Origin of the sequence: Devosia sp. YIM 151766, from assembly GCF_030285925.1 — a bacterium.
Taxonomy (GTDB): Bacteria; Pseudomonadota; Alphaproteobacteria; order Rhizobiales; family Devosiaceae; genus Devosia.
The window spans coordinates 121,683-146,093 of record NZ_CP127251.1 but is presented as its reverse complement, the minus strand read 5'-3'; the positions used below and the strand labels follow the sequence as shown (position 1 = coordinate 146,093).

The following is a 24,411-nucleotide window of genomic DNA, read 5'->3' as shown; positions in this document are numbered from 1 at the left end:
GGGACGCGGGCACATCGACGGAGAGCCCCGAATTAGTCCTCGCCCGCGCTATTGCGGCGGTCACGAGCCCAGCTTTCGCGCCATTCGCGTTCGAGAATGGCGCGGCGCTTGCCATAGCGCTCGTCGAGAATCATCAGGCTGGCAATGCGGTCGGTGCGGAAATTACGGAAGTCCTGTCGCAGCAGGCACCAGGCCGCAATCGTTTGTTTTCCTTCATAAAATGCCAGTCCAACCGGCCAGATGACGCGGTTGGTCGGGCGGCCTTCGACGTCTTCGTAGTCGATGCGGACCGCCTTTTCATGACGCATGGCGAGGCGGATATCGCCCAGAACCGGAATCGGCTGGCGCGGCCCCCAAATCGCCACCGGCCAGAGGGCGGTATCGCTGATGCGGTCGCGCAGATCTTCCGGCGAGGCGGTGGCGATCTTGGCCAGGGCATTGCGGGCGGCGGCGCCCAGGCCATCGTCGGGCTGGGTCTCCACCCAGCGCGCGCCCAGCACCAGGGCCTCCAGCTCTTCGGGGGTAAACATCAGTGGCGGCAGGAAAAATCCGGGCTTCAGCATATAGCCGATCCCCGCTTCGCCATCGATCGGCGCGCCCAGCCCGATAAGGGTCTGGATGTCGCGGTACAGGGTGCGCACCGAGACGCCCTGCTCTTCGGCGAGCGCCGCGGCGGTGATCGGCCGGCGGTGGCGGCGCAGCGCATCCATGATGGAGAACAGCCGCTCGGTCTTGTCCATGAACCTGTCTCCATCGCTCCCTCCGCTCTTTGGTAGCGGGAGGAGCATCCGGGTCGCAAATGACGGAATCCGTCAGCAGATTGTTAACGTCACGCCCGGCAGCACGTCGATTTCTTATCGCAAATCGCTCACGCGATCTCAAACTCGCACCAATGGCTATAGGGCCGGTCGGGCGAATGGATGACATTGGGGAAATGCGGATTATGCACGGCGTCGGCCAGGTTCTGGTCTTCGAGGCAGAAGCCGGAATGCTTGCCATAGGCGCGGCCATTCAGCCCGGGGACCGGCACATCGGTCCAGACGCCATTATAGACCTGGAGACCGGGACGGTCGCTCCACAAACTTAGCGTCAGATCCCGCTCAGGGGATATCACCGTGGCAATCGGATCGGCCAGCTTGCGGCCGGTATCGAGCACCATGCCGATATCGTAATCGATTGGCGCGCCCTTGGCGTCGCGCATGGTGCGGGGCTGGCGGAGGTCGTAATCCGTGCCCTTGCTGGGCAGAATGGCGCCGGTGGGGGCCAGGTCGGCACCCAGCTCGGTATAGGCGCTGGAATTGACCTGGATCGTGTGGTCGAGAACCGTGTCACTGGTGCCGAGGTTGAAATATTGGTGCTGGACCAGGCTGATCGGCGTCGGCCGGTCGGTGGTCGCCGTCAGTTCGAGCCGCAGGCGCTTGCCGGACAGCGTATAGGTGGCGGCGAAATTGACATTGCCGGGATAGCCCATGGCGCCGTCGGGCGAGAACAGGGTGAAGCGCACGGCATTGTTGGCGCTGTCGGCCTGGCCGGTCCAGACCTGCCGGCCCAGGCCTTCCTCGCCGCCATGCAATTGCAGATCGCCGGCATTGGCGGGCAGCTTGTAGGTGACGCCGTCGAGCTCGAAGCTGGCATGCTTGATGCGATTGGCGACCCGGCCGGCCAGCGAGCCGAAATGCGGGCTATGGGCGGGATAGGCGTCGAATTGCTCGAAGCCCAGCACCACCGAGCGCTCGCCGCCCGGGACCGGAACGCGCCAATCGCGCACCGCCACGCCATAGGAGATGATGTCGACGCCGACGCCCTCGTCGCTGGTCAGGCGGAACTGGTCCACGCGGCTGCCACGATATTCCCCGAAGCTCGAAACGCTGATCGCCATGTCCTGTCTCCCTCTTTTCGGCGCGGAGCTGTAGCCCTATTAACCCGGCGCCGCAACGCCGCACTTGACCTTTTCGGAGCGGGAAACAAGTGTGCCGTCCAGTGCGAGGCAGAGGGCACAGGCTTGAAGGAAGACAATCACAGGCGCCGGGCGACCGTTCACGACGTGGCGCGGGCGGCGGGCGTGTCGCTGGCGACGGTCGACCGCGTGCTCAATGGCCGGCCCGGCGTACGGGCGGCCACGGCGGAAAAAGTGGAAAAAGCCATTGCCGGCCTCGGCTTTTCCCGCGACCTCAATGCCTCGCTGATGGCGCGGGCGCGCGATCTGAGCGTGATCTTCTTCATTCCGGACGGGGCCAATGAATTCATGGACAGCCTGGCCGAGGCGGTGGCGCGCCGGTTCGGCCCGGCCCTGGCCGACCGCATGCATCTGGAAACCCGCCGCATCAAGGCGCTGGACAGCGCCGGGCTGGCAAGGAGCCTGGCGGCGCTGGACGCCCAGAGCTGCGATTGCGCCGTCATCGTCACCGGCGAGGAGCCCAGGGTGATCGCCGCCGTGGAGGCGGCGCATCGGCGCGGCATCGCGGTGATGACGCTGGTTTCGGACCTGCCGGGATCGGCCCGCCGCAATTTCATCGGCATCGACAATGTCGCGGCGGGCCGCACCGCCGCTTCGCTGCTCGGCCGCTTCCTGCCGCAGGGCGGCACGGTGGCGGTGATCGCCGGCTCGCTGCATCTGCGCGACCATGCCGAACGGCTGGAAGGCTTTCGCACGGCCCTGGCGGCGGAATTTCCCGCCCTGTCGCTGGTCGGGCCGCTGGAGGGCCATGACGAGCCCAGCCAGACCGCTGGGATCGTCGCCGGGCTGCTCAAGGCGCATCCCCAGCTTTCCGGGCTCTACAATCTGGGCGCCGGCAATGCCGGCCTGGTGCAGGCGCTGGACGCATCGGGCCGTGCCGGTCGGCTGCGGGTGATCGCCCATGAACTGACGGCGCCGACCCGCGCCGGCCTGCTGAGCGGCGCCATCGACGTGGTGCTGGACCAGAACCCGGATGGCGAAATCCGCGAAGCCATCGCCGCCGCCCGGTCGCTGGCGCTGGGCAATGGACGCGGCGCCGTCACCGACCCCATTGAAATTGGAATTTTCCTGCGCGACAATCTTCGCTAGCGCCCGGCAATGCGCGGCAAAGAACGAGGGTGAGTTGCCGCCGCGCCGGTTTCAATTGTAAAGACTCTATTGTAAGCATTCTGGGGCGCAGCTGCGCCGCGAGGAACAGCCGGGGAGGCCTATGGATGAGTATGGCGATCAGAATTGAGGTACGTGCCTCATGACCTATCTGGGTATCGATATCGGCACGTCCGGCGTCAAGGCCCTGCTGATCGACGCCGATGGCAAGGCGCTGGGCGACGCCTCGGCGCCGGCGGTCGAGCCGGTGCGGCCGCAACCGGGCTGGTCCGAGCAGAATCCCGCCGATTGGTGGGAGGCGACGCTGGGCGCGGTGGACAGGCTGAAGCAGAGCCATCCGGCCGAACTGGCCGCGGTCAAGGGGATCGGGCTGTCCGGCCATATGCATGGCGCGACCGTGCTGGGGGAAAACGACGCGGTCCTGCGGCCTTGCATTCTCTGGAATGACGGGCGTTCCGTCGCCGAATGCGGCGAGATGGAAGCAGCGCTGCCCAGCCTGCGCCAGCTTGCGGGCAATATCGCCATGCCCGGCTTTACCGCGCCCAAGATCGCTTGGATACGCAAGCATGAGCCGGAGATTTACCGGCAGATAAAAAAGGTGCTGCTGCCCAAGGCCTATATCCGCCTGCTGCTGACCGGCGAGCATGTGGAAGAGATGTCCGACGCCGCCGGCACGCTGTGGCTGGATGTGGCCCGGCGCGACTGGTCCGATGACTTGCTGGGCGTGACCGGGCTCAATCGCGGGCACATGCCCCGCCTGGTGGAAGGCTCGGCGCCGGCGGCGCAGCTCAAGCCGGACCTGGCGGCCCGCTGGGGCATGGATGGCGCGGTGATCGTGGCGGGCGGGGCCGGCGACAATGCCGCTGCCGCCTGTGGCATCGGCGCCATCAGGCCGGGCGAAGGCTTCGTGTCGCTCGGCACGTCCGGCGTGCTCTTCGTGTCCAACGAGAAGTTCAGCCCCAATACGGCGGGGGCGGTGCACGCCTTCTGCCACGCTATCCCCGATACCTGGCACCAGATGGGCGTCAGCCTGTCGGCCACCGATTCGCTCAATTGGCTGAGCCGCATCACCGGCAGGAAGCAGGCCGAACTGGCCGGCGAAGCCGAGGCGCGGTTCCAGGGGCCGGGCGAAGCTATCTTCCTGCCCTATCTCTCGGGCGAGCGCACCCCGCACAACAATGCCCTGGCGCGCGGCTCGTTCACCGGGCTCAGCCAATCCACCGACATCGCGCAATTGGCGCAGGCGGTGATGGAGGGCGTGACCTTCGCCATGCGCGATTGCCAGCGCGTCCTGGCCGATGCCGGCACCAGGATCGATCACCTGCTGGCGGTGGGCGGCGGCTCCAAGTCGCTGCTCTGGCTCAAAATGCTGGCCACCAATCTCGACATGGAAATCGCCCTGCCCGAAGACGGCGATTTCGGCGGTGCCCTGGGCGCCGCCCGGCTGGGCCTCTGCGCCGCCACCGGCGCCGACCCGCTCCAGGTGATGTCCAGACCGCCGATCAAGGCCATAATCGCGCCCGACACCAAGCTGTCGGCCGCCTATAGCGATCAATATGCGCGTTATCGCGCCCTTTACCCTGCCATCGAGGAGGCACGTTCGTGACCGATTTTTTCAAAGGTTTGAGCCAGGTCAAGTTTGAAGGACCGCAGAGCCGGAACCCGCTGGCCTATCGCCATTACAACAAGGACGAGATCGTCGCCGGCAAGACGATGGAAGAGCATATCCGCCCGGCCGTCGCCTATTGGCACACCTTTGCCCAGGAAGGCGGCGACCCGTTCGGCGGCCGCAGCTTCGACCGGCCCTGGTTCGACAAGGGCATGGACGGCGCCCGGCTCAAGGCCGATGTGGCATTCGAGTTCTTCGAGCTGCTCGACGTGCCGTTCTTCTGCTTCCACGACGCCGACATCGCCCCGGAAGGCGAGACGCTGGCCGAGAGCAATAAGAATGTCCGCGCCATCGGCGAGATTTTCGCCCGCAAGATGGAACAGAGCCGCACCAAGCTGCTCTGGGGCACGGCCAATCTGTTCTCCAACCGCCGCTATATGGCCGGCGCCGCCACCAATCCCGATCCGGAAGTCTTCGCCTATGCCGCCGGCCAGGTGAAGAACGTGCTGGAGCTGACCCATGAACTGGGTGGCGAGAATTATGTGCTCTGGGGCGGCCGCGAGGGCTACGAAACCCTGCTCAACACCAAGTTCGGCCAGGAACAGGACCAGATGGCCCGCTTCCTGACCCTGGTGATCGAGCATGCCAAGAAGATCGGCTTTACCGGCCAGATCCTGCTCGAACCCAAGCCGCAGGAGCCGAGCAAGCACCAATATGATTACGACGTCGCCACCGTCTATGGCTTCCTGCAGCGCTATGGCCTGGAACAGGACGTCAAGTGCAATATCGAGGTCGGCCATGCCTTCCTCGCCCGCCATTCCTTCGAGCACGAACTGGCCGTGGCCTCGACGCTGGGCATGCTGGGCTCGGTCGACGCCAACCGCAACGATCTGCAATCGGGCTGGGACACCGACCATTTCCCCAATAATGCCGGCGAAATGGCCCTGGCCTTCTACTACATCCTCAAGCAGGGCGGATTGGGCAAAGGCGGCTTCAACTTCGACGCCAAGGTGCGGCGTCAATCCTTGGATGCGGCCGACCTGCTCCATGGTCATGTCGGCGGCCTCGACACGCTGGCCCGCGGCCTCAAGGGCGCGGCGGCGCTGATCGAGGACGGCGAGTTCGACCGGCTGCTCGACGAGCGCTATGCCGGCTGGGACAATGGCCTGGGCAAGGACATTCTGGCCGGCAAGCTGAGCCTGTCCGACATCGCCGAGAAGGTGCATGCGGAAGGGATCAACCCGCAGCCGAAATCCGGCCGTCAGGAATATCTCGAAAACCTGGTCAATCATTTCGTTTGACCCCTGCCCTCCCATCGTCACCCTCGGGCTTGACCCGAGGGTGTTCGCAGCACCCCGAAGAACCCTCGGGTCAGGCCCGCGGGTGACGAGGCGGGTGCGGACCACGTTCAACGCCGAGACCCGCCATGCCTCAATTGACCAATCCCATTCTCCCCGGCTTCAATCCGGACCCCTCCATCCTGCGGGTGGGCGAGGATTATTACATCGCCACCTCCACTTTCGAGTGGTATCCGGGCGTGCAGATTCATCATTCCCGGGACCTGGCCAATTGGGAGCTGGTGACCCGCCCGCTGAACCGCAAAAGCCAGCTCGACATGCGCGGCGATCCCGATAGCTGCGGCGTCTGGGCCCCCTGCCTCACCCATGACGGGGAAAAGTTCTGGCTGGTCTATACCGACGTCAAGCGCAAGGACGGCTCGTTCAAGGACGCGCATAATTACATCGTCTGGGCCGACAGCATCGAAGGGCCGTGGTCCGATCCGATCTATGCCAATTCCTCGGGCTTCGATCCCAGCCTGTTCCATGACGACGACGGGCGGAAATATTTCGTCAACATGATTTGGGACCATCGCGTCCGGCCGCTGCTCTTTGCCGGCATCGCCTTGCAGGAATTCGATCCCGGGGCCGGCAAGCTGGTGGGGCCGATAAAGAATATCTACCAGGGCACCGACCTCAAACTGGTCGAAGGCCCGCATCTCTACAAGCGCAACGGCTATTATTACCTGCTGACGGCGGAAGGCGGCACCGCCTATGACCATGCCTGCACCTTTGCCCGCTCGCGCCATATCGAGGGGCCCTACGAGACCCATCCCGACAAGCATATCCTGACCGCCAAGGACGCGCCGCTGGCGGCGCTGCAACGCGCCGGCCATGGCGACCTGGTCGAGACGCCGGAAGGCAAGACCTATCTGGTGCATCTGGCCGGCCGCCCGACCACCCAGGAGCGCCGCTGCGTTCTGGGCCGCGAGACCTCGATCCAGGAAGCCTATTGGGGCGAGGACGACTGGCTCTATGTCAAGAACGGGCCGGTGCCCTCGCTGCATGTGGAGGTTCCGGGCCTTCGCGACGAGGCGAAATATTGGGCCGAGCGGCGCTATACGTTCGAAAACGGCCTGCCCAAGGATTTCCAATGGCTGCGCACGCCGGAAACCGAGCGCATCTTTTCCACCGAAAGCGGCAAGCTGCGCCTGTTCGGGCGCGAATCCATCGGCTCCTGGTTCGAACAGGCCCTGGTGGCGCGGCGGCAGACGCATTTTTCCTACGACGCCGAGACCCTGGTGGACTTCCAGGCCCGGGACGAACGGACCATGGCGGGGCTGACCGCCTATTATAGCCGCTACAATTTCTTCTATCTGGCGGTGACGGCCCATGCGGACGGGCAGCGCGAATTGCTGCTGATGAGTTCGGAAATGAGCTGGCCGGACGGCAAGCTGACCTTCCCCGCCGATCCGGTGCAGATTCCCGATAATGGCAAGGTCAGGCTGGCGCTGAGCATTCGCGGCCGCCAGCTGCAATTCTTCTATGCGCTGGAGGGTCGGGACCTGCAACCGATCGGCCCGGTACTGGACGCCTCGCTGCTCTCGGACGAATGCGGCGGCCACCAGGCCCATGGCAGCTTTACCGGCGCGTTCGTCGGCATGGCGGCCCATGATCTCAACGGCACGGCCAGCCCGGCGGATTTCGACTATTTTATCTATGCCCCGCGGCACGACCCCTCGGATCGCTACGAGATCGACGTCCTGCGATAAGCCATTCCAAAACCGGGGCGCGGGAGAGGACGGCTTGCCTCTCCCGCGCCTTGTCATTTCCGGGTCGAGCGGAGAAGGTGGCGCCCAAAGGAACAATCGGAGACATTCCATGAAGCTCGAATCGATCGCCCTGCATCACGGCTATGAATCGGAGGCCACCACCAAGGCGGCGGCGGTGCCGATCTACCAGACGACATCCTATACATTCGACGACACCCAGCACGGCGCCGACCTGTTCGACCTCAAAGTGGCGGGCAATATCTATACCCGCATCATGAACCCGACCACCGCCGTGCTCGAAGCGCGCGTCGCCGAGATGGAAGGCGGCATCGGGGCGCTGGCGCTGGCCTCGGGTATGTCCGCCATCACCTATGCGATCCAGACCATCGCCCAGGCCGGCGACAATATCGTCTCGGTGTCCCAGCTCTATGGCGGCACCTATAATCTGTTCGTCCATACATTTCCGCGCCAGGGCATCGAGACGCGGCTGGTCAGCCACGACGATTATGACGGCTTCGAAAAGGCCATCGACGGCAAGACCAAGGCGGTTTTCCTCGAAACCATCGGCAATCCGGCCGGCAATGTCGTCGACATCCAGCGCATCGCCGAAATCGCCCATCGCCATGGCGTGCCGGTCATCGTCGACAATACGGTGGCCACCCCCTATCTGACCCGCGCCTTCGATTTCGGCGCCGACATCGTCGTTCATGCCCTGACCAAATATATCGGCGGCCACGGCAATTCCATCGGCGGCATCATCGTCGATAGCGGCAAATTCGACTGGAAGGCCAATGCGGCCCGCTTCCCCATGCTCAACGAGCCCGATCCCTCCTATCACGGCGTCGTCTATACCGAGGCGCTGGGGCCGGCGGCCTTTATCGGCCGCGCCCGGGTGGTGCCGCTGCGCAATACCGGGGCCGCGCTCTCGCCCTTCAATGCTTTCCTGATCCTGCAAGGGCTCGAAACGCTGGGCCTGCGCATGGAGCGCCATTGCGACAATGCGCTCAAGGTGGCCGAATATCTCAAGGGACACGACAAGGTCGCCTGGGTCAATTATGCCGGTCTGGCCGACAGCCCCTACCACGACGTGGCCCAGAAAATCTCCAAGGGCAGCGGCTCGGGCATTCTGTCCTTCGGCATCAAGGGCGGCAAGGAGGCCGGCGCCCGCTTCATCGATGCACTGCAGATGATCCTGCGGCTGGTCAATATCGGCGACGCCAAGTCGCTGGCCTGCCATCCGGCCTCGACCACCCATCGCCAGCTTTCGCCCGAAGAACTGGCCAAGGCCGGTGCCTCGGAGGACCTGGTGCGCATTTCGGTGGGCATCGAGCATATCGACGACATCATCGCCGATATCGCACAGGCTCTGGACAAGGCCTGATCACAAAGCGCCGATCCGGGGGCGACAGCCCCCGGCTTCGGGCGTAAACTCCGGTTTGAGCGGTCGCAGGATCTGCGTCTCGCGTCGGGGCACGCCGGTCCGATCCTCGCGACCTCCGTTTTCGGAGGAGTGAACATTATGGCCCGAATGCATGTCATGGCCGGCAGCGGCGAAAAGTTCGACCTGCCGGTGATCCGCACCATCCGTCTCGCCGATCTCGGCGAGGCCCTGCGGCGCGGCGCCGAGGATTTCTGGGCCAAGCCCAGCCATTACATCCTGCTGATGCTGATTTATCCGATCATCGGCATCGTGCTGACCGTATGGATGAACGGCTACCAGACCTGGCCGCTGCTCTATCCGCTGGTCGGCGGCTTCGCCCTGATCGGCCCCATCGCCGCCCTGCCGCTCTACGAAATCTCCCGCCGCCGCGAAGCCGGGCTCGAGGCCAGTTGGCGCGACGCGCTCAACGTGCTGCGCTCGCCCGCCCTTTACAGCATATTGGCGGTCGGCATCATGCTGCTGGCGCTCTTCACCCTCTGGCTCAGCGCCGCCCAGGCGCTGTATGAAAGCCTGTTCGGCTCCGTCCCGCCCCATACGCTGACCGGTCTGATCGCGCAGGTGACCGGAACGCCGGGCGGCACGACGCTGATCCTGGTCGGAACCGGGCTGGGGGCGCTGTTCGCGCTGGTCGTGCTGTGCACCAGCGTCATCGCCTTCCCGCTTTTGCTCGACCGCGATGTCGGCGCCTATGTCGCGGTCGAAACCTCGCTGCGGGCGGTGCTGCACAATCCGGTGCCGATGCTGGCCTGGGGCATCATCGTCGGAGCCGGGCTGTTCATCGGCGCGCTGCCGGTCTTTGTCGGCCTGGCCGTGGTGCTGCCCATTTTCGGCCACGCCACCTGGCATCTCTATCGCAAGCTGGTCGAGCCCGCCTCGCTTATCCGCGGGGGGTAGCGAGGGCGAAACTGCCGTCCCGAGACAATTTGCCTCGAAGTGCCCGAGGCGGCCTCCAAGCGCGAGGGTGACGGGCCGCGAGGCCGACGCCCGCGGCGAAAAGCCGAGACAAGGCGGCGCGGGAGGTTGGCAGCGCGGCGTGAATTGCCTAAAGTCGGCGCTTCCGTTCGAGCGCTGACTGCCCCTGCCCATGGACCAGACCCCCTTCGAGGCCGATCCCGGCGCCGCCCCGGCGGGGCTGACGCCGATGATGGCGCAATATTTCGAGATCAAGGCAGTCAATCCCGGCTATCTGCTCTTCTATCGGATGGGCGATTTCTACGAGCTGTTCTTCGAGGACGCCGAGATCGCCAGCGCCGCATTGGGCATCGTGCTCACCAAGCGCGGCAAGCATCTGGGCGAGGATATCGGCATGTGCGGCGTGCCCATCCACGCCGCCAACGATTATCTCAACAAGCTGATAAAACTGGGCCATCGCGTCGCCATCTGCGAGCAGATGGAAGACCCCGCCGAGGCCAGGAAACGCGGCAGCAAATCGGTGGTGCGGCGCGACGTGGTGCGCCTGGTCACCCCCGGCACCCTGACCGAGGACGACCATCTCGACGCCCGCTCGTCCAATTACCTGGCAGCGCTGGCCATGGTACGGCATGGCGAGACCGATTTCGCCCTGGCCTGGGCCGATATTTCCACCGGCGAGAGCTTTGTCGCCGATCTGGCCGCCGAGCAGCTTGCCGACGAAATGGCCCGTATCGACCCAGCCGAATTGCTGCTGACCGAGGCCACCCGCGCGGCCCTGGCCGACATGCACCTGCTGGCCCCCGCCTGGGCCAATATCGCCTCCATCATCCGCCCGGAGGCGGCGGACAGCGAAATGGCCATGCCGGCGCTGCGCCGCATCTTTCCGGCGGAAAGGTTCGACCCCACGGCCCTGTCGCGGGCCGGGCGGGGGGCGCTGGGGGCGCTGATATCCTATGTGGGGGAAAGCCAGAAAGGCCGCCACGCCCCGCTGCGGCCTCCGGTTCTGGGCGCTGCCGACAGCGCCATGGCCATCGATGCGGCCACCCGGTCCAGCCTGGAAATCCTCACCACCCAGCGTGGCCAGGCCCGGGGCTCGCTGCGCCACGCCATCGACCAGACGGTGACGGCGCCGGGCGCCAGGCTGCTGGCGGCCCGGCTGGCGGCGCCCTTGCGCGATGCCGCAGCCATCAATGCGCGGCTCGATGCGGTGGAGCGGCTGGTCGGGGACAGCCTGTTGCGGACGCGGCTTCGTCAGGACCTGAAGGCGGCTCCCGATCTGGCGCGGGCCCTGTCGCGCCTGTCGCTCGAACGCGGCGGGCCGCGCGATCTGGCGGCCATCGGCAAGGCGGTGGCGGCGGCGCTGGACCTGGCCGGGCATCTGGGCGCGCAACCGGACCTGCCCGACAGGCTGGCCCGGCTCGCCGAAACCCTCGATGCCGCGCCCCGGGAGCTGGCCTCCGAGCTGGCGCTGGCGCTGGATGACGACTTGCCGCTGCTCGCCCGCGATGGCGGGTTCGTGCGCGCCGCCTATGACGGCAAGCTGGACGAGGAACGGGTGCTGGGCCGCGAGACCCGCGCCGTGGTGGCGGCATTGCAGGCGCGGCTGATGGACGAGACCGATATCCGCGCCCTCAAGATCAAGCATAACGGCGTATTGGGCTTTTTCGTCGAAGTGCCGGCCGGCCATGGGCAGAAATTGCTGGAGCCGCCGCATCGCGAAACCTTCATCCACCGGCAGACGCTGGCCAATGCCATGCGCTTCACCACCACCGAACTGGCGGAATTGGCGGGCCGCATCGCCAAGGCGCAGGATGCGGCCCTGGCGCTCGAACTGGCGATTTTCGCCCGGCTGCGCGAGCAGGTGCTGTCCCGCACGGCGCCCTTGCAGGGCCTTGCCGACGCCCTGGCCGAACTGGATGTCAGCGCCGCTCTCGCCGAAGTGTCCGCCACCCGCGCCTATAAAAGACCCAGGATCGACGACAGCCTCGCTTTCGCCATTGTCGGGGGGCGTCATCCGGTGGTGGAATTGATGGTTGCCGCCGAAGGCCACAGCTTCGTCGCCAATGATGCCGATCTATCCGGGGAAGCGGAGAGCGGCGGGGGCGCGCTATGGCTGGTGACCGGGCCGAATATGGGCGGTAAATCCACCTTTCTGCGCCAGAACGCGCTGATCGCCATCATGGCGCAGATGGGCTGCTACGTGCCGGCCGAAAGCGCCCATATCGGGGTGGTGGACCGGCTGTTCTCGCGCGTCGGCGCCAGCGACGACATTGCCCATGGCCGCTCCACCTTCATGGTCGAAATGGTGGAAACCGCCGCCATCCTCAACCGCGCCACCAAGAGGTCGCTGGTGGTGCTGGACGAGATCGGCCGCGGCACCGCCACCTTCGACGGACTCTCCATCGCCTGGGCCGCCGTGGAAGCCCTGCACGAAACCACCGGTTGCCGGGCCTTGTTCGCCACCCATTTCCACGAATTGACCAGCCTCGCCAAGTCCCTGTCGCGGGTCGCCAATGTCACCATGAAGGTGCGCGAATGGGAGGGCGAGGTGGTGTTCCTGCACGAGGTCGGCCCCGGCGCCGCCGACCGCTCCTATGGCATTCAGGTGGCGCGGCTGGCCGGCCTGCCCGAGCCGGTCATCGCCCGGGCCAAGCAGGTCCTGGAGGTGCTGGAGCAGCGCTCCACCGGCACCGCATCTTCCCGCCAGAAGGCCGGCGTGCTAGACGATCTACCGCTCTTCGCCCATCAGCCGGCCCCGGCGCCCCAGGGCCGGGATTCCGTTCACGAAGCGCTCGATGCCGTCCGGCCGGACGAATTGACCCCGCGCCAGGCCATCGAGACGCTCTACGAGTTGAAGAAAATCCGCGATGACGCTCGCCGCAGCTGAGGCCAGGCCCAGAAAGCCATTGTTCGCGCTGAGGAATGCCGATGCCATCATGGCCGAGCTGGACGCCGCCATTGGCGGCGAGCCGGCCAAATCCCCCGCGGCCCGCGCGGCGGTGCTGGGCCATTTCCGCCAGATCCTGGCCGATGCCAGGGCCAGCGCCGAGGCCGAGCTGCTGGCCAATAATCGCGGCACCCGCTGCGCGCAGAACCTGGCCGCCGCCCAGGACGAGATCGTCACCGCCATCCACCGTTTCGCGGTGAGCCGGGTCTATCCGGTGGACAATCCTTCCGGTGCCGAGGCCATCGCGCTGTCGGCGGTGGGCGGCTATGGGCGCGGCACCCTGGCGCCGGGCAGCGATATCGACCTGTTGTTCATCCTGCCCTACAAGCAGACCCCCTGGGGCGAGCAGGTCACCGAATATATCCTCTATATGTTGTGGGATTTGGGCCAGAAGGTCGGCCATGCGGTGCGCTCGGTGGATGAATGCATCCGCATGGCCCGCGCCGACATGACGGTGCGCACGGCGACGCTCGAAGCCCGCTATCTCACCGGAGACAAGGCGCTTTACGACAATCTCGTCCATCGCTTCGAAACCGAGATCATGCCGGGGACCGGGCCGGAATTCATCGCCGCCAAGATGGAAGAGCGCGACGAGCGCCACCGGCAGATGGGCAATACCCGCTATGTGGTCGAGCCCAATATCAAGGATGGCAAGGGCGGGCTGCGCGACCTCAACACGCTGTTCTGGATCGGCAAATATTTCTACCAGGTCAAATCCAGCCAGGAATTGGTGAATCGGGGCGTGCTCAGCGCCGCCGAATATCGCCTGTTCTCCCGCGCCGAGGATTTTCTCTGGGCGGTGCGGTGCCACCTGCATTTCATCACCGGCCGCGCCGACGAGAAGCTGACCTTCGACATGCAGCCCGATATCGCCAGCCGCATGGGCTATGCGCAGCGGCTGGGCCTGCTCGGGGTCGAGCGCTTCATGAAGCGCTATTTCCTCGTCGCCAAGGATGTGGGGGACCTCACTCGCATCATTTCGGCCAGTCTCGAATTCCACCATGTCAAGGATATGGGCCTGGTGGGCGACGCCCTGGCGCCATTTCGCTCCGGCCAGAGCAAGATCAAGGGCGAAACCGCCTTCATCCTCGACAATGGCCGGCTCAATATCGCGGCGGAAGAGGTGTTCGAGCAGGACCCGGTCAATCTCATCCGCATGTTCATGGTGGCCGGGCGGGAGCGCTTGCTGTTCCATCCCGACGCCATCAAGCATATCCGCGACAGTCTGCGCCTGATCGACAACCGGCTGCGCAACGATGCCCGCGCCAATGCCTGTTTCCTGACCATTCTCACCAGCCCGCTCTATGTCGAACGCATGTTGCGGCAGATGAACGAAAGCGGGGTATTGGGCAAGTTCGTGCCCGAATTCGGCCGGATCGTCGCGCTGATGCAGTTCAATATGTACCACCATTATACGGTGGACGAGCACCTGATCCGCGCCGTGGGCGTCATGGCCGAGATCGCCACGGGCGGGCTGCGCGAGGAATTGCCGCTGACCCACGAATTGCTGCCGCAGCTCAACGATACGCGGCTGCTCTATGTGGCCTTGTTCCTGCACGATATCGCCAAGGGCCGGCCGGAGGACCATTCCCTTGCCGGGGCGCGCATCGCCCGCAAGCTCTGCCCCCGCTTCGGGCTCAATCCCGCCGAGACCGACAGCGTGGCCTGGCTGATCGGGCATCATCTGCTGATGAGCGAGATCGCCCAGGCCCGCGACATCCAGGACCCGGAAACCGCCAGGGCCTTTGCCGAACAGGTGCAATCGCCGCAGCGGCTGGCCCTGCTGATGATCCTGACCGCCTGCGATATCCGCGCCGTCGGGCCCGGCACCTGGACCGGCTGGAAAGGCTCGCTGCTGCGCGCGCTCTATTATGCCACCGAACCGCTGCTCTCGGGCGGCCATAGCCAGGTCAGCCATTCCGAGCGCGTCAATGCGGCCAAGCGGGCGCTGGAAACGGCGCTGGAGTGGCCGGGCGCGGATGTGGAAGCCTATTGCGCCCGCCAATACGACCATTACTGGCTGCGGGCCGAACCGGAATTGCAGATCGTCCATGCCAAGATGATCCGGCAGGCCGATAATTGCGGCCAGGCTTTCGCCGGCTCGATCCGGGTGCGGGCCTTTGAAGGCATCACCGAAATCTCGTTCTATACGCCGGACCATCCGCGGCTGCTGTCGCTGATCGCCGGCGCCTGCACCATGCAGGACGCCTCCATCATCGGCGCGCAGATTTTCTCCACCCGCGATGGCCGCGCCATCGACACTTTCCGTCTCAGACGCTCCTTCACCTCCGATGAGGACGAGAAGGTCCGGGCGACGCGGATCATCGACAATGTCCGCCAGCTCCTGCAGGGCCAGCGGCAGGTGCTGATCGATCTGGGCAAGCAGAGCCGCTACAACAAGCGCCTCCGGCCCTTCGCGGTGCCGGCACAGGTGGTGGTGTCCAATGCCATTTCGGAGAAATTCACCGTCATCGAAGTGTCCGGCCTCGACCGCATCGGCCTGCTCTATGCACTGACCCGCGAGATTTCCGATCTCAGCCTCACCATCGGCTCGGCCCATATCGGCACCTATGGCGAAAAGGCGGTCGACGTCTTCTATGTCACCGACCTTACCGGGCAGAAGATTCACCTGAAGGCGCGACAGCAAAAGATCCACGACGCGCTGATGGGCGTATTCGAGCGGCCGGTCGAGGAGAAAAGAGTAGGCCATGGGTAGGGGCCTTCTTTTCCTCTCCTCCTCGGGGAAAGGGTGGATCGGCCATAGGCCGAGACGGGTGAGCGCCAAGTTCGTTGCCGACATCTCCCTCATCCGGCGCGGCGCGCCACCTTCTCCCCGAGGGGGAGAAGAATAAGTGAGTCTGTTCCGCAATTTCGTCTCGGTCGGTTCGCTGACGCTGGTGTCCCGCATTGCCGGCTTTGCGCGCGATGCGCTGATGGCGGCGGTGCTGGGGACGGGACCGGCGGCCGACGCCTTCTTCGCCGCCTTCCGCTTTCCCAACCTGTTCCGCCGGCTGTTCGCCGAAGGCGCCTTCAACACCGCCTTCGTGCCGATGTTCTCGGGCGCCCTGGAGCGCGAGGGCGAGGCGGGCGCCCGGCTATTGGCCGGGCGGATCATGAGCTGGCTCGTCGCCATGCTGGTCCTGGTGACGATCCTGGTCGAAATCTTCATGCCCCAGATCATGGTCGCCTTCGTGCCCGGCTTTGTCGACGACAAGGAAAAGTTCGACCTCACCGTGCTGCTGACGCGGATCATGTTCCCCTATCTGGCCTGCATGTCGCTGATGGCGGCCTATGGGGCGATCCTCAATACGCTGGGTCGGTTCTTCGCGGCGGCCTTCGCGCCGGTCCTGCTCAACCTGGTCAATATCGCCATGCTGGTGCCGCTGGCGACCTTCTGGGTGCAGGACCCGGCCAGCGCCACGATCTGGGTCGCCATCGCCAGCATGGGCGGCGGCATCGCCCAATTGGTGTTGGTGTGGCTGGCGATCGAGCGCAGCGGTTTCCGCCCGGTGCTGCGGCTGCCGCAATTCGATGCGGAAGTGCGGCGCTTCTGGGTGCTGGCCCTGCCGGCGATCCTGGCCGGCGGCATTACCCAGATCAATATCTTCATCGGCACGATCATCGCCTCGGGCGCCGACAATGCCATTTCCGTGCTCTCCTATGCCGACCGGCTCTATCAATTGCCGCTGGGCATTATCGGCATCGCCATCGGCACGGTGCTGCTGCCCGAACTGTCCCGGCACCTGAAAGGCGGGCGCGAGAGCGCGGCGCGGGCCAGCCAGGACCAGGCGCTGTTCGTCGCCATGCTGCTGACCATGCCGGCGGCGTTCGCCCTGATGGCTTTGGCCGAGCCCATCGTGCGGGTGCTGTTCGAGCGCGGCGCTTTCGACGCAATGGCGACGATGCAGACCGCCGAGACGCTGGTGGCCTTTTCGGCCGGCCTGCCCGCCTATGTGCTGATCCGCATCTTGCAGCCGGGCTTTTTCGCCCGCGAGGATACGCTGACCCCGACCGTGTTCGCCGGGGCGAGCGTCGGCGCCAATATCGCCATCTCGCTCTGGCTGTTCCCCAGCCTGCTGCATGTCGGCATCGCCATCGCCACGGCGGCTGCGGCCTGGCTCAACGTGTTGCTGCTGGGCGGAACCCTGGCGCTGCGCGGCCATTTCCGGCCCAGCGGGGCGCAATGGCGGGGCCAGTTCGCCATTCTGCTGATCGCCCTGATCATGGGCGGCGCCTTATGGGCCCTGGCCGATCGGGGCGCCGCGCATCTGCTGCCCGGCATACCGCTCTGGCGGCAGGCGGGGGTGCTGGCGGCCTTGATGCTGTTCGGCGTCGCGACCTATTTCACCCTCATCCACATTTCCGGCACCCAGCGCCTCGGGCAATTGCTGGCCCGCTTGCGCCGCCGCTAAGCGCATTGTTCCCCAGCCCCTTGCCGTGCTAACAGCCTCTCCGCCCTATTAAGAACTGCCAGGCCCCTTCATGACTTTCACCCAGCGCGTCTTTTCCGGCATCCAGCCTTCCGGCGACCTGCATCTGGGCAATTATCTCGGCGCCATCCGCCGCTTCGTGCCGTTGCAGGATACCCATGAGACCATCTATTGCGTGGTCGACATGCATGCCATCACCGTCTGGCAGGAACCCAATGCGCTGCGCCGCGCCACGCGCGAAGTCGCCGCCGCCTTCATCGCCGCCGGCATCGATCCGAAGCGCTCGATCATTTTCAACCAGTCCCAGGTCGTGCAGCACGCCGAACTGGCCTGGGTGTTCAATTGCATCGCGCGCATGGGCTGGATGGCCCGCATGACCCAGTTCAAGGACAAGGCCGGCAAGAACAGCGAGAATGTCTCGCTGGGGCTGTTCGCCTATCCCTCGCTGATGGCCGCCGACATCCTGCTCTATAAGGGCACCCATGTGCCGGTGGGCGACGACCAGAAGCAGCATCTGGAACTGACGCGCGACATCGCCGCCAAGTTCAACAATGATTATGCCGCCGCCATTGCCGAGCAAGGTCTGGGCGTCGACGGGGAATTCTTTCCGATCACCGAGCCGCTGATCGCCGGGCCGGCCACGCGCATCATGAGCCTGCGCGACGGCACCAAGAAGATGAGCAAGTCGGACCCGTCCGAGCAGTCGCGCATTTCCCTGCTGGACGATGCCGACGCCATCGCCAAAAAGATTCGGAAGGCGACCACCGATCCGGCCGAACTGCCCCTGATGGTGGACGGGCTCAAGGACCGTCCGGAGGCCGACAACTTGGTCGGCATCTATGCGGCGCTTTCCGACAAGACCAAGCCGGAGGTCCTGGCCGAATTCGGCGGCCAGGGCTGGGGCCGGTTCAAGCCGGCTCTGGCCGATCTCGCCGTGTCGGTGCTGGCGCCGATGAGCGAGCAGATGCGCCGCCTGCTGGACGATCCGGAAACCATCGACGCCGTCTTGCGCGACGGCGCCGCCCGCGCGAGCGTCATTGCCGAACAGACAATGGCCGAAGTTCGCTCTATCATCGGCTTCATCCGCTGATTGCCCTGAGGAGGACCCATGGTCTCCGAGGTTGAATATAAGCGCAAATTCCTGGTGATCATCGACGAGACCGAGGAATGCGACCGCGCCCTGACCTTTGCCGCCTATCGGACCAGGCGCACCGGCGGCACCGTGGTGCTGCTCAGCGTCATCCCCACGCCGGAATTCATCGGCATGGGCGTCGAGGAAGTGCTGCGGGCCGAGGCGGTGGAGGAGGCCGAGCGCAATCTCGACATGCGCCTGGCCCGGATTCGGGAAATCGGCGATGTCCGCGCCGAATCGGTGATTCGCGAGGGCAATGGCCCCGAGCAGATCGAAGAGGTCATCGCCCATGACGCCGATATCGCCATCCTGGTGCTGGCCGCTTCCAAATCCACCGAGGGACCGGGGCCGCTGGTCAATCACTTCGCCGCCCGCGCCCATGCGCTGCCGATTCCGCTGACCATCGTGCCGGGCCGCATGAGCGACGAGGAAATCATCGCGATCTGCTGAGCGTTCCCCGGGGAAATCCCGAAAACAGGCGATGAGAGCCGGGCGCGAATGGCTGGGCATCAGCTCGGGGCAAATGCTGTTGTCCGGCGAATTGATGGTGAGAACGGCTTTGCGCATGGACAGGCGCGACAAAGCAGGGCTAGCATCCGGGATGTCGCCACCCCATGTCAGGGGTGTCGGCAGACGTGATCCCGTAAAGCCGGGAAGCGGCTTTTGGGAACTCTCGCGTCGAGCCAAACGACCGAAAGGAAAAAAGCCATGACCTTGCGCGTTTCGGGAAAGAACATGGATGTCGGCGATGCCCTCCGCGGCAAGGCGGAAGAACATTTCGCCAATGTCGTGGGGAAATATTTCGACGGCGGCTATGACGGCCACCTGACCCTGTCGCCCGACGGAATGGGATATCGCGCCGATTGCGTGGTGCATCTGGATAGCGGCGCCACGCTCCAGGCCAGCGCCCAGGCGGCGGACGCCACCGGCGCCTATGAGGTCATGGCGCTCAATATCGAAAAGCGCCTGCGCCGCTATAACCGCAAGCTGCGCAGCCACCGCAAGGGCAATGGCAGCGCCGCCGAGGCCATATTGGCGCAATATACCGTTCTGGGCGCCGCCGACGCCCATGAGGAGCTCGAAGAGGATTACGCGCCGCCGGTGGTGGCCGAAAGCACCAAGAGCCTGCGGGCCCTGAGCGTGGAGGAGGCCGTGATGGAACTCGATCTCGCCGGTCAGCAGTTTGTGATCTTTCGTCACGCTGGACATGGTGGTCTAAATGTGGTCTACCGCCGCGCGGACGGCAATATTGGCTGGATCGATCCGGCCCTGGGCGCCAACTGACCGGCGCGTTTGCTCGAATTTGGATAAATAGTTCCCAAGGCAGATTAATGGAATTGGCCAATATTCTGGCGGAAGACTCCGTGCTGACTTGCACGGGGATCACCGACAAACGCCAGCTCTTTGAAATCCTTGCGCAACAGGCAGCCGAACGAACCGGCCTCTCCAAGGGCGAGATCGTCGAGGCGCTGGTGGCGCGTGAAGAACTGGGGTCCACCGGGCTGGGCAATGGCATCGCCATTCCCCATGGCAAGCTCAAGGGACTCAAGGGCGTCTATGCCGCCTTTGCCCGGCTCGATTCGCCCATCGAATTCGATTCGATGGACGACCAGCCGGTGGACCTGGTCATGCTGCTGCTGGCCCCGGTCGGGGCGGGCGCCGATCACCTCAAGGCGCTGTCGCGCGTGGCGCGCCTGCTACGCACCGAAGCCGTGGTGGACGTGCTGCGCAATGAAGCCGACCCGGCCAAGCTCCGCGCCGTGCTGATCGCGCCGCAGGAATCGGACTGCGCCGCCTGATCCATTATTGCCCGAATCGTCACCCTCGCGCCTGACGCGAGGGTTTTTGTTTGTGGGGCCTGTCGCCATAGCCCTCGCGTCGAGCGCGAGGGTGACGGGCGGTGATTTTGGCGCCTTTGTAAGCCCGCCTTTGCCTAATCCGGCGGCGTGCCGTTTTGGTCCAGCACATCGCCTGCCAGATAGAGCGAGCCGCAGATCAGCACCCGGGCTGCCTCCACCCGGGCCGCCTCGGCCAGGGCGGCGGAGAGAGAGGGCAGCGCCTGCGCCGCGAAGCCCATGGCGCGGGCGCGGGCGGCGATTTCGGCCCCTTGATGGGCATTGGGCTCGCCCGGAATGGTCAGCGTCATGATATCCCGGGGCGCCAGATCGCGGAACGGGGCGAGCACATCCTCGGGCGCGCGTGTATTCATCATGCCCAGGATCAGGATCAACGGCTTTTCGGGCATGGCGGCGATGGTGCGGGCCATGGCGGCGGCGCCATGGGCATTGTGGCCGCCATCGAGCCAGAGTTCGTGGCCGGGCGGCAGCATGTCGCGCAGCCTGCCCCGGCGGATCGGCTGCATCCGCGCCGGCCAGGAGACGCGGCGCAGCCCGGCGGCCAGGGCCTGCTCATCGACGGGCAGGCCGAAATGGCGGGTGGCGGCGATGGCCAAGGCGGCATTGTCGTATTGATGCAGCCCCGCCAGAGCCGGCGGCGGCAGGTCGAGCAGGCCGTGCTCGTCCTGATAGGTCAGCCGTCCATCGGCGCCGGCGCCGTGGAAATCCTCGCCCTGCCAGAACGGGCGGATGGCCAGGCGATGGGCGGCCCGCTCCAGCACCCGGCGCGCCTCGTCCTGTTGCAGGCCGATGACGGCGCCGGCGCCGCGCTTGAAGATGCCGGCCTTGTTGGCGGCGATGTCGGCAAGGTTATTGCCCAGAAAGCCCTGATGGTCGAAGTCGATGGGCGTGATGATGGTGCCCAGCGGATGCTTGACCACATTGGTGGTGTCGTAAGTGCCGCCCATGCCGGTTTCGAGCAGCAGATAATCCGCGGCGCTTTCGGCAAAAAGCTCGAAGGCGGTGACGGTGGTGATCTCGAAAAAGGTGATCGGGTCACCCTTATTGGCCCGCTCCACCGCTTCGAGCGCGGCGTTGAGCCGCTCTGTCTCCACCAGCGTGCCGGCCAGGCGGATGCGTTCGTTGAAGCGCACGAGATGGGGGGAATTATAGACATGCACGCGCTGGCCCGCCGCTTCGAGAAAGGCGCGCAGAAAGGCGATAGTGGAACCCTTGCCATTGGTGCCGGCGACATGGATGACCGGCGGCAGGCGATCCTGCGGATTGCCCAGCCGGTCCAGGAGCGGCAGCATGCGGTCGAGGCTGAGATCGATCAGCTTGGGATGCAGCCGGCTGAGGCGGGCGAGAATGGCGTCGGTGCGGGACATGGCGAACTCCGGTGACTTTCCTTCTCCCCTCGCGGGAGACGGTGCCCGAAGGGCGGATGAGGGGGTCTCTCAAAAACCTCACCAGCGCGCCGTGAGAAACCCCTCACCCGTCCCGCGCCGGGCGCGACCCGCCCTCTCCCACAAGGGGAGAGGGGAGACCGTGCTTGCCGTTATTTCCGCAACTCGCCGCCACTGGCCTTGGTCACCGCCGCGACCACGGCGGCCGAGACCTTGTCGATGTCCTCGTCGGTCAGCGTCCGGTCGCGGGGCTGCAAGGTCACTTCGATGGCGACCGATTTCTTGCCTTCGCCGACATGGGCGCCTTCGAACACGTCGAAAATGCCGACATCGCTGATCAGCGCCTTGTCGGCGCCGCGCGCCGCCTTGAGCACGGCGGCGGCGGTGACAGCGCGGTCCATGACGAAGGCGAAGTCGCGGCTGACCGCCTGGAACGGCGACAGTTCCAGTGCCGGCTTGGTGCGAGTGGCTTTCCGGCGCGGCTCGGGAATGGCGTCGACATCGAGTTCGAAAGCGACAACGGGGCCGTCGATGTCGAGCTCGGCCGCCAGGGCCGGATGCAGTTCGCCGAACCAGCCCAGGGTGATCTTGGGGCCGAGCGCCACGCGGCCGCCACGGCCCGGATGGCTCCAGCTCGCCGCCTCCGGCAGCACCTGCGCCTTGTCCATGTCGACACCCAGAACATCGAGCGCGGCGGCGAGGTCGGCCTTGGCGTCCCATACGGAAACCGCTTCGGCGCGGCCCGACCAGTGCCGGCCGGCGCCGCTGATCCTGGCCGTTCCGGTGCGCACACCCGAGGCATAGGTGCGCTGGCCTTCGGGCCGGTCGGACAGGAAGACCTGGCCGACTTCGAACAGCGCGATATCGTCAAAGCCGCGATTGGCGTTGCGGCGGGCGCCGGCGAGCAGGCCCGGCAGCAGCGAGGGGCGCATATCGGTCATGTCGGAGGCGATGGCATTGGCCAATTGCCGGTCCTGGGTGCCGCCGCCGAAACGAGTGGCGTCATCGTGGGAAATGAAGCTCCAGGTGACGGCTTCGTCGAGCCCCCGGGCCGCCAGGGCGCGGCGGACGATGCGGCGGCGATTCTGGATATTGGTCAGCATGCGCGGGGCGACATGGTCGAGTCGCGCCAAGGGCTCGACCGGCACATTGTCGACGCCCACCATGCGCATGACTTCCTCGACGAGGTCGGCCTTTTGCGTGACATCGGGGCGCCAGGACGGCACCTGCACATTCCGCACCGGCCCGCTGCCAGAGACGACAAAGCCGAGGGAGGCAAGGATCGCCTCGATACGTTCGGGCGAGACCTCGAGCCCGGTCAGCCGTTTGACTTCCGAGAGCGGGAATTCGACCACGGTTTCGGGGAAAATGTCCGCGCCGGAAATGGCCGGCTGCATCGGCTCGCCGCCGCACAGCTCGAGCACCAGCCGCGTGGCCAGTTCCATGCCCGGCTCGGTCAGGGCTGGATCGACCGAGCGTTCCAGGCGATAGCGGGCATCGGAGACGATGCCGGTCTTGCGCCCGGTCTGGGCGATGAGATCGGGATCCCAGCTGGCGCATTCCATGAAGACATTGACCGTCTCCTCGGTGACGCCGGAGCGGATGCCGCCCATGACGCCGCCCAGGCAGAGCGGCCCCTTGTCGTCGGCGATGACGGTCATGGTCTCGTCGAGCTGGTAAACCTTGTTGTCGAGCGCATCGAAGGCTTCGCCCCGCGCATTGCGCAGCAGGATCGTGCCCTCGATCTTGTCGGCATCATAGGCATGCAGCGGCCGGCCCCAGCCGAGCGAGACCAGATTGGTGATATCGACGATGGCATTGATGGGGCGCAGGCCGACGGCACGCAGGCGCGCCTGCAGCCAGTCGGGCGAGGGGCCGTTTTTCACCTTGGCGATATAGCGCCCGGCGAATTTGCGGATCGCCTTGGGCTCGCCCTCGGCAAATTGCTGGGGCAAGGGCGCGATCGGGCTCGGCCCCTTGGAGGGCACGGGCGACATATCGGTCTGTTTCAGCGTGCCGATGCCGAAGGCGGCGAGATCGCGGGCCACGCCATAGACGCCGGTGGCGTCGCCCCGATTGGGGGTGATGGAAATATCGAAGACCACGCCGTCGAGACCGGCATAATCGACATATTTGGCGCCCACCGGCGCATCGTCGGGCAATTCGATAATGCCTTCGTGATCCTCGGAGAGCTCGAGCTCGGCGGCCGAGCACAACATGCCATTGGACGGGGCACCGCGAATGACCACGCCGGCCTTCAACTCGAAATCCTTGCCCGGAATATAGGTGCCGGGCGCGGCGAAGACCGATTTCATGCCGGTGCGCGCATTGGGAGCGCCGCAGACCACGTCGATCACCTCGCCGGTGCCGGCATCGACCTTGCAGATCTGGAGATGGTCGGAATTGGGGTGCGGCTCGGCCGAAACCACCCGGGCGACGACGAATTTCTCCAGCGCCCTGCCCCGGCTTTCCATGCCTTCCACTTCCAGACCGATCATGGTCAGGGCCTTGCCGATATCTTCGGGCGAGGCATTGGTCTCCAGGTGTTCCTTGAGCCAGTCGAGGGTGAATTTCATCTTGTCAGCC

General features: G+C 65.5%; 17 protein-coding genes. 13 read left to right on the top strand and 4 right to left on the bottom strand.

The annotated features are described in order from the left end of the window. Positions 1 to 32 precede the first annotated feature (32 nt). Positions 33 to 740 carry a helix-turn-helix transcriptional regulator gene (locus tag O9Z70_RS00690; protein WP_286020595.1) on the bottom strand — a complete coding sequence of 236 codons (708 nt, stop codon included), beginning with the start codon at positions 738 to 740 and terminating at the stop codon, positions 33 to 35. Positions 741 to 868: 128 nt separating this feature from the next. After that, complete coding sequence (locus tag O9Z70_RS00685) at positions 869 to 1,879, bottom strand: aldose epimerase family protein (RefSeq protein ID WP_286020594.1); 1,011 nt, start codon at positions 1,877 to 1,879, stop codon at positions 869 to 871. Between the two features lie 123 nt (positions 1,880 to 2,002). Here O9Z70_RS00685 and O9Z70_RS00680 point away from each other — a divergent pair, with 123 nt between their 5' ends. The 13 genes from O9Z70_RS00680 (at position 2,003) to O9Z70_RS00620 (ending at position 20,383) form a co-directional block, all read left to right on the top strand. Continuing rightward, positions 2,003 to 3,046 (top strand): LacI family DNA-binding transcriptional regulator, encoded by a 1,044-nt coding sequence (locus tag O9Z70_RS00680; RefSeq protein ID WP_286020593.1) that lies wholly within the window; start codon positions 2,003 to 2,005, stop codon positions 3,044 to 3,046. A 160-nt stretch (positions 3,047 to 3,206) separates the two neighbouring features. Next, on the top strand, positions 3,207 to 4,670 hold the full coding sequence (gene xylB, locus O9Z70_RS00675) for a xylulokinase (RefSeq protein WP_286020592.1): 1,464 nt from the start codon (positions 3,207 to 3,209) through the stop codon (positions 4,668 to 4,670). Continuing rightward, entirely contained in the window at positions 4,667 to 5,974 is a 1,308-nt protein-coding gene (xylA, locus tag O9Z70_RS00670) for a xylose isomerase (RefSeq protein ID WP_286020591.1), read from the top strand. Before xylB ends, xylA begins: the two co-directional genes overlap by 4 nt. Before the next feature lie 125 nt (positions 5,975 to 6,099). Continuing rightward, the gene (locus tag O9Z70_RS00665) at positions 6,100 to 7,722 is read left to right on the top strand and encodes a glycoside hydrolase family 43 protein (protein WP_286020590.1); all 1,623 of its coding nucleotides are present in this window, start codon (positions 6,100 to 6,102) and stop codon (positions 7,720 to 7,722) included. A 109-nt stretch (positions 7,723 to 7,831) separates the two neighbouring features. Beyond that, positions 7,832 to 9,103, top strand: a complete 1,272-nt coding sequence (locus O9Z70_RS00660) for an O-acetylhomoserine aminocarboxypropyltransferase/cysteine synthase family protein (protein ID WP_286020589.1) — start codon at positions 7,832 to 7,834, stop codon at positions 9,101 to 9,103. Positions 9,104 to 9,241: 138 nt separating this feature from the next. After that, positions 9,242 to 10,057 carry a DUF2189 domain-containing protein gene (locus O9Z70_RS00655; RefSeq protein ID WP_286020588.1) on the top strand — a complete coding sequence of 272 codons (816 nt, stop codon included), beginning with the start codon at positions 9,242 to 9,244 and terminating at the stop codon, positions 10,055 to 10,057. 190 nt (positions 10,058 to 10,247) lie between these two features. Further along, positions 10,248 to 12,962, top strand: coding sequence for a DNA mismatch repair protein MutS (mutS, locus tag O9Z70_RS00650; RefSeq protein ID WP_286020587.1), 2,715 nt, complete (start codon positions 10,248 to 10,250; stop codon positions 12,960 to 12,962). Then, a complete protein-coding gene (locus O9Z70_RS00645; RefSeq protein ID WP_286020586.1) occupies positions 12,943 to 15,738 on the top strand; it encodes a [protein-PII] uridylyltransferase in 2,796 nt (931 codons plus the stop codon). The genes mutS and O9Z70_RS00645 overlap by 20 nt, the downstream gene beginning before the upstream one ends. A gap of 136 nt (positions 15,739 to 15,874) precedes the next feature. Continuing rightward, on the top strand, positions 15,875 to 17,434 hold the full coding sequence (murJ, locus tag O9Z70_RS00640; RefSeq protein ID WP_286020585.1) for a murein biosynthesis integral membrane protein MurJ: 1,560 nt from the start codon (positions 15,875 to 15,877) through the stop codon (positions 17,432 to 17,434). Positions 17,435 to 17,504: 70 nt separating this feature from the next. Beyond that, positions 17,505 to 18,542, top strand: a complete 1,038-nt coding sequence (gene trpS / locus O9Z70_RS00635) for a tryptophan--tRNA ligase (RefSeq protein WP_286020584.1) — start codon at positions 17,505 to 17,507, stop codon at positions 18,540 to 18,542. 18 nt (positions 18,543 to 18,560) lie between these two features. After that, positions 18,561 to 19,034: a universal stress protein gene (locus O9Z70_RS00630; RefSeq protein WP_286020583.1), complete on the top strand. Its 474-nt coding sequence runs from the start codon at positions 18,561 to 18,563 to the stop codon at positions 19,032 to 19,034. Positions 19,035 to 19,292: 258 nt separating this feature from the next. Continuing rightward, a complete protein-coding gene (gene hpf / locus O9Z70_RS00625) occupies positions 19,293 to 19,868 on the top strand; it encodes a ribosome hibernation-promoting factor, HPF/YfiA family (protein ID WP_286020582.1) in 576 nt (191 codons plus the stop codon). 47 nt (positions 19,869 to 19,915) lie between these two features. Continuing rightward, a complete protein-coding gene (locus O9Z70_RS00620) occupies positions 19,916 to 20,383 on the top strand; it encodes a PTS sugar transporter subunit IIA (RefSeq protein WP_286020581.1) in 468 nt (155 codons plus the stop codon). A 134-nt stretch (positions 20,384 to 20,517) separates the two neighbouring features. Here the strand turns inward: O9Z70_RS00620 and O9Z70_RS00615 are convergent, their stop codons facing one another. Together O9Z70_RS00615 and pheT are read right to left on the bottom strand one after the other, a co-directional pair. After that, complete coding sequence (locus O9Z70_RS00615; protein WP_286020580.1) at positions 20,518 to 21,807, bottom strand: bifunctional folylpolyglutamate synthase/dihydrofolate synthase; 1,290 nt, start codon at positions 21,805 to 21,807, stop codon at positions 20,518 to 20,520. Positions 21,808 to 21,977: 170 nt separating this feature from the next. Then, a complete protein-coding gene (pheT, locus tag O9Z70_RS00610) occupies positions 21,978 to 24,401 on the bottom strand; it encodes a phenylalanine--tRNA ligase subunit beta (protein WP_286020579.1) in 2,424 nt (807 codons plus the stop codon). Positions 24,402 to 24,411 lie beyond the last annotated feature (10 nt).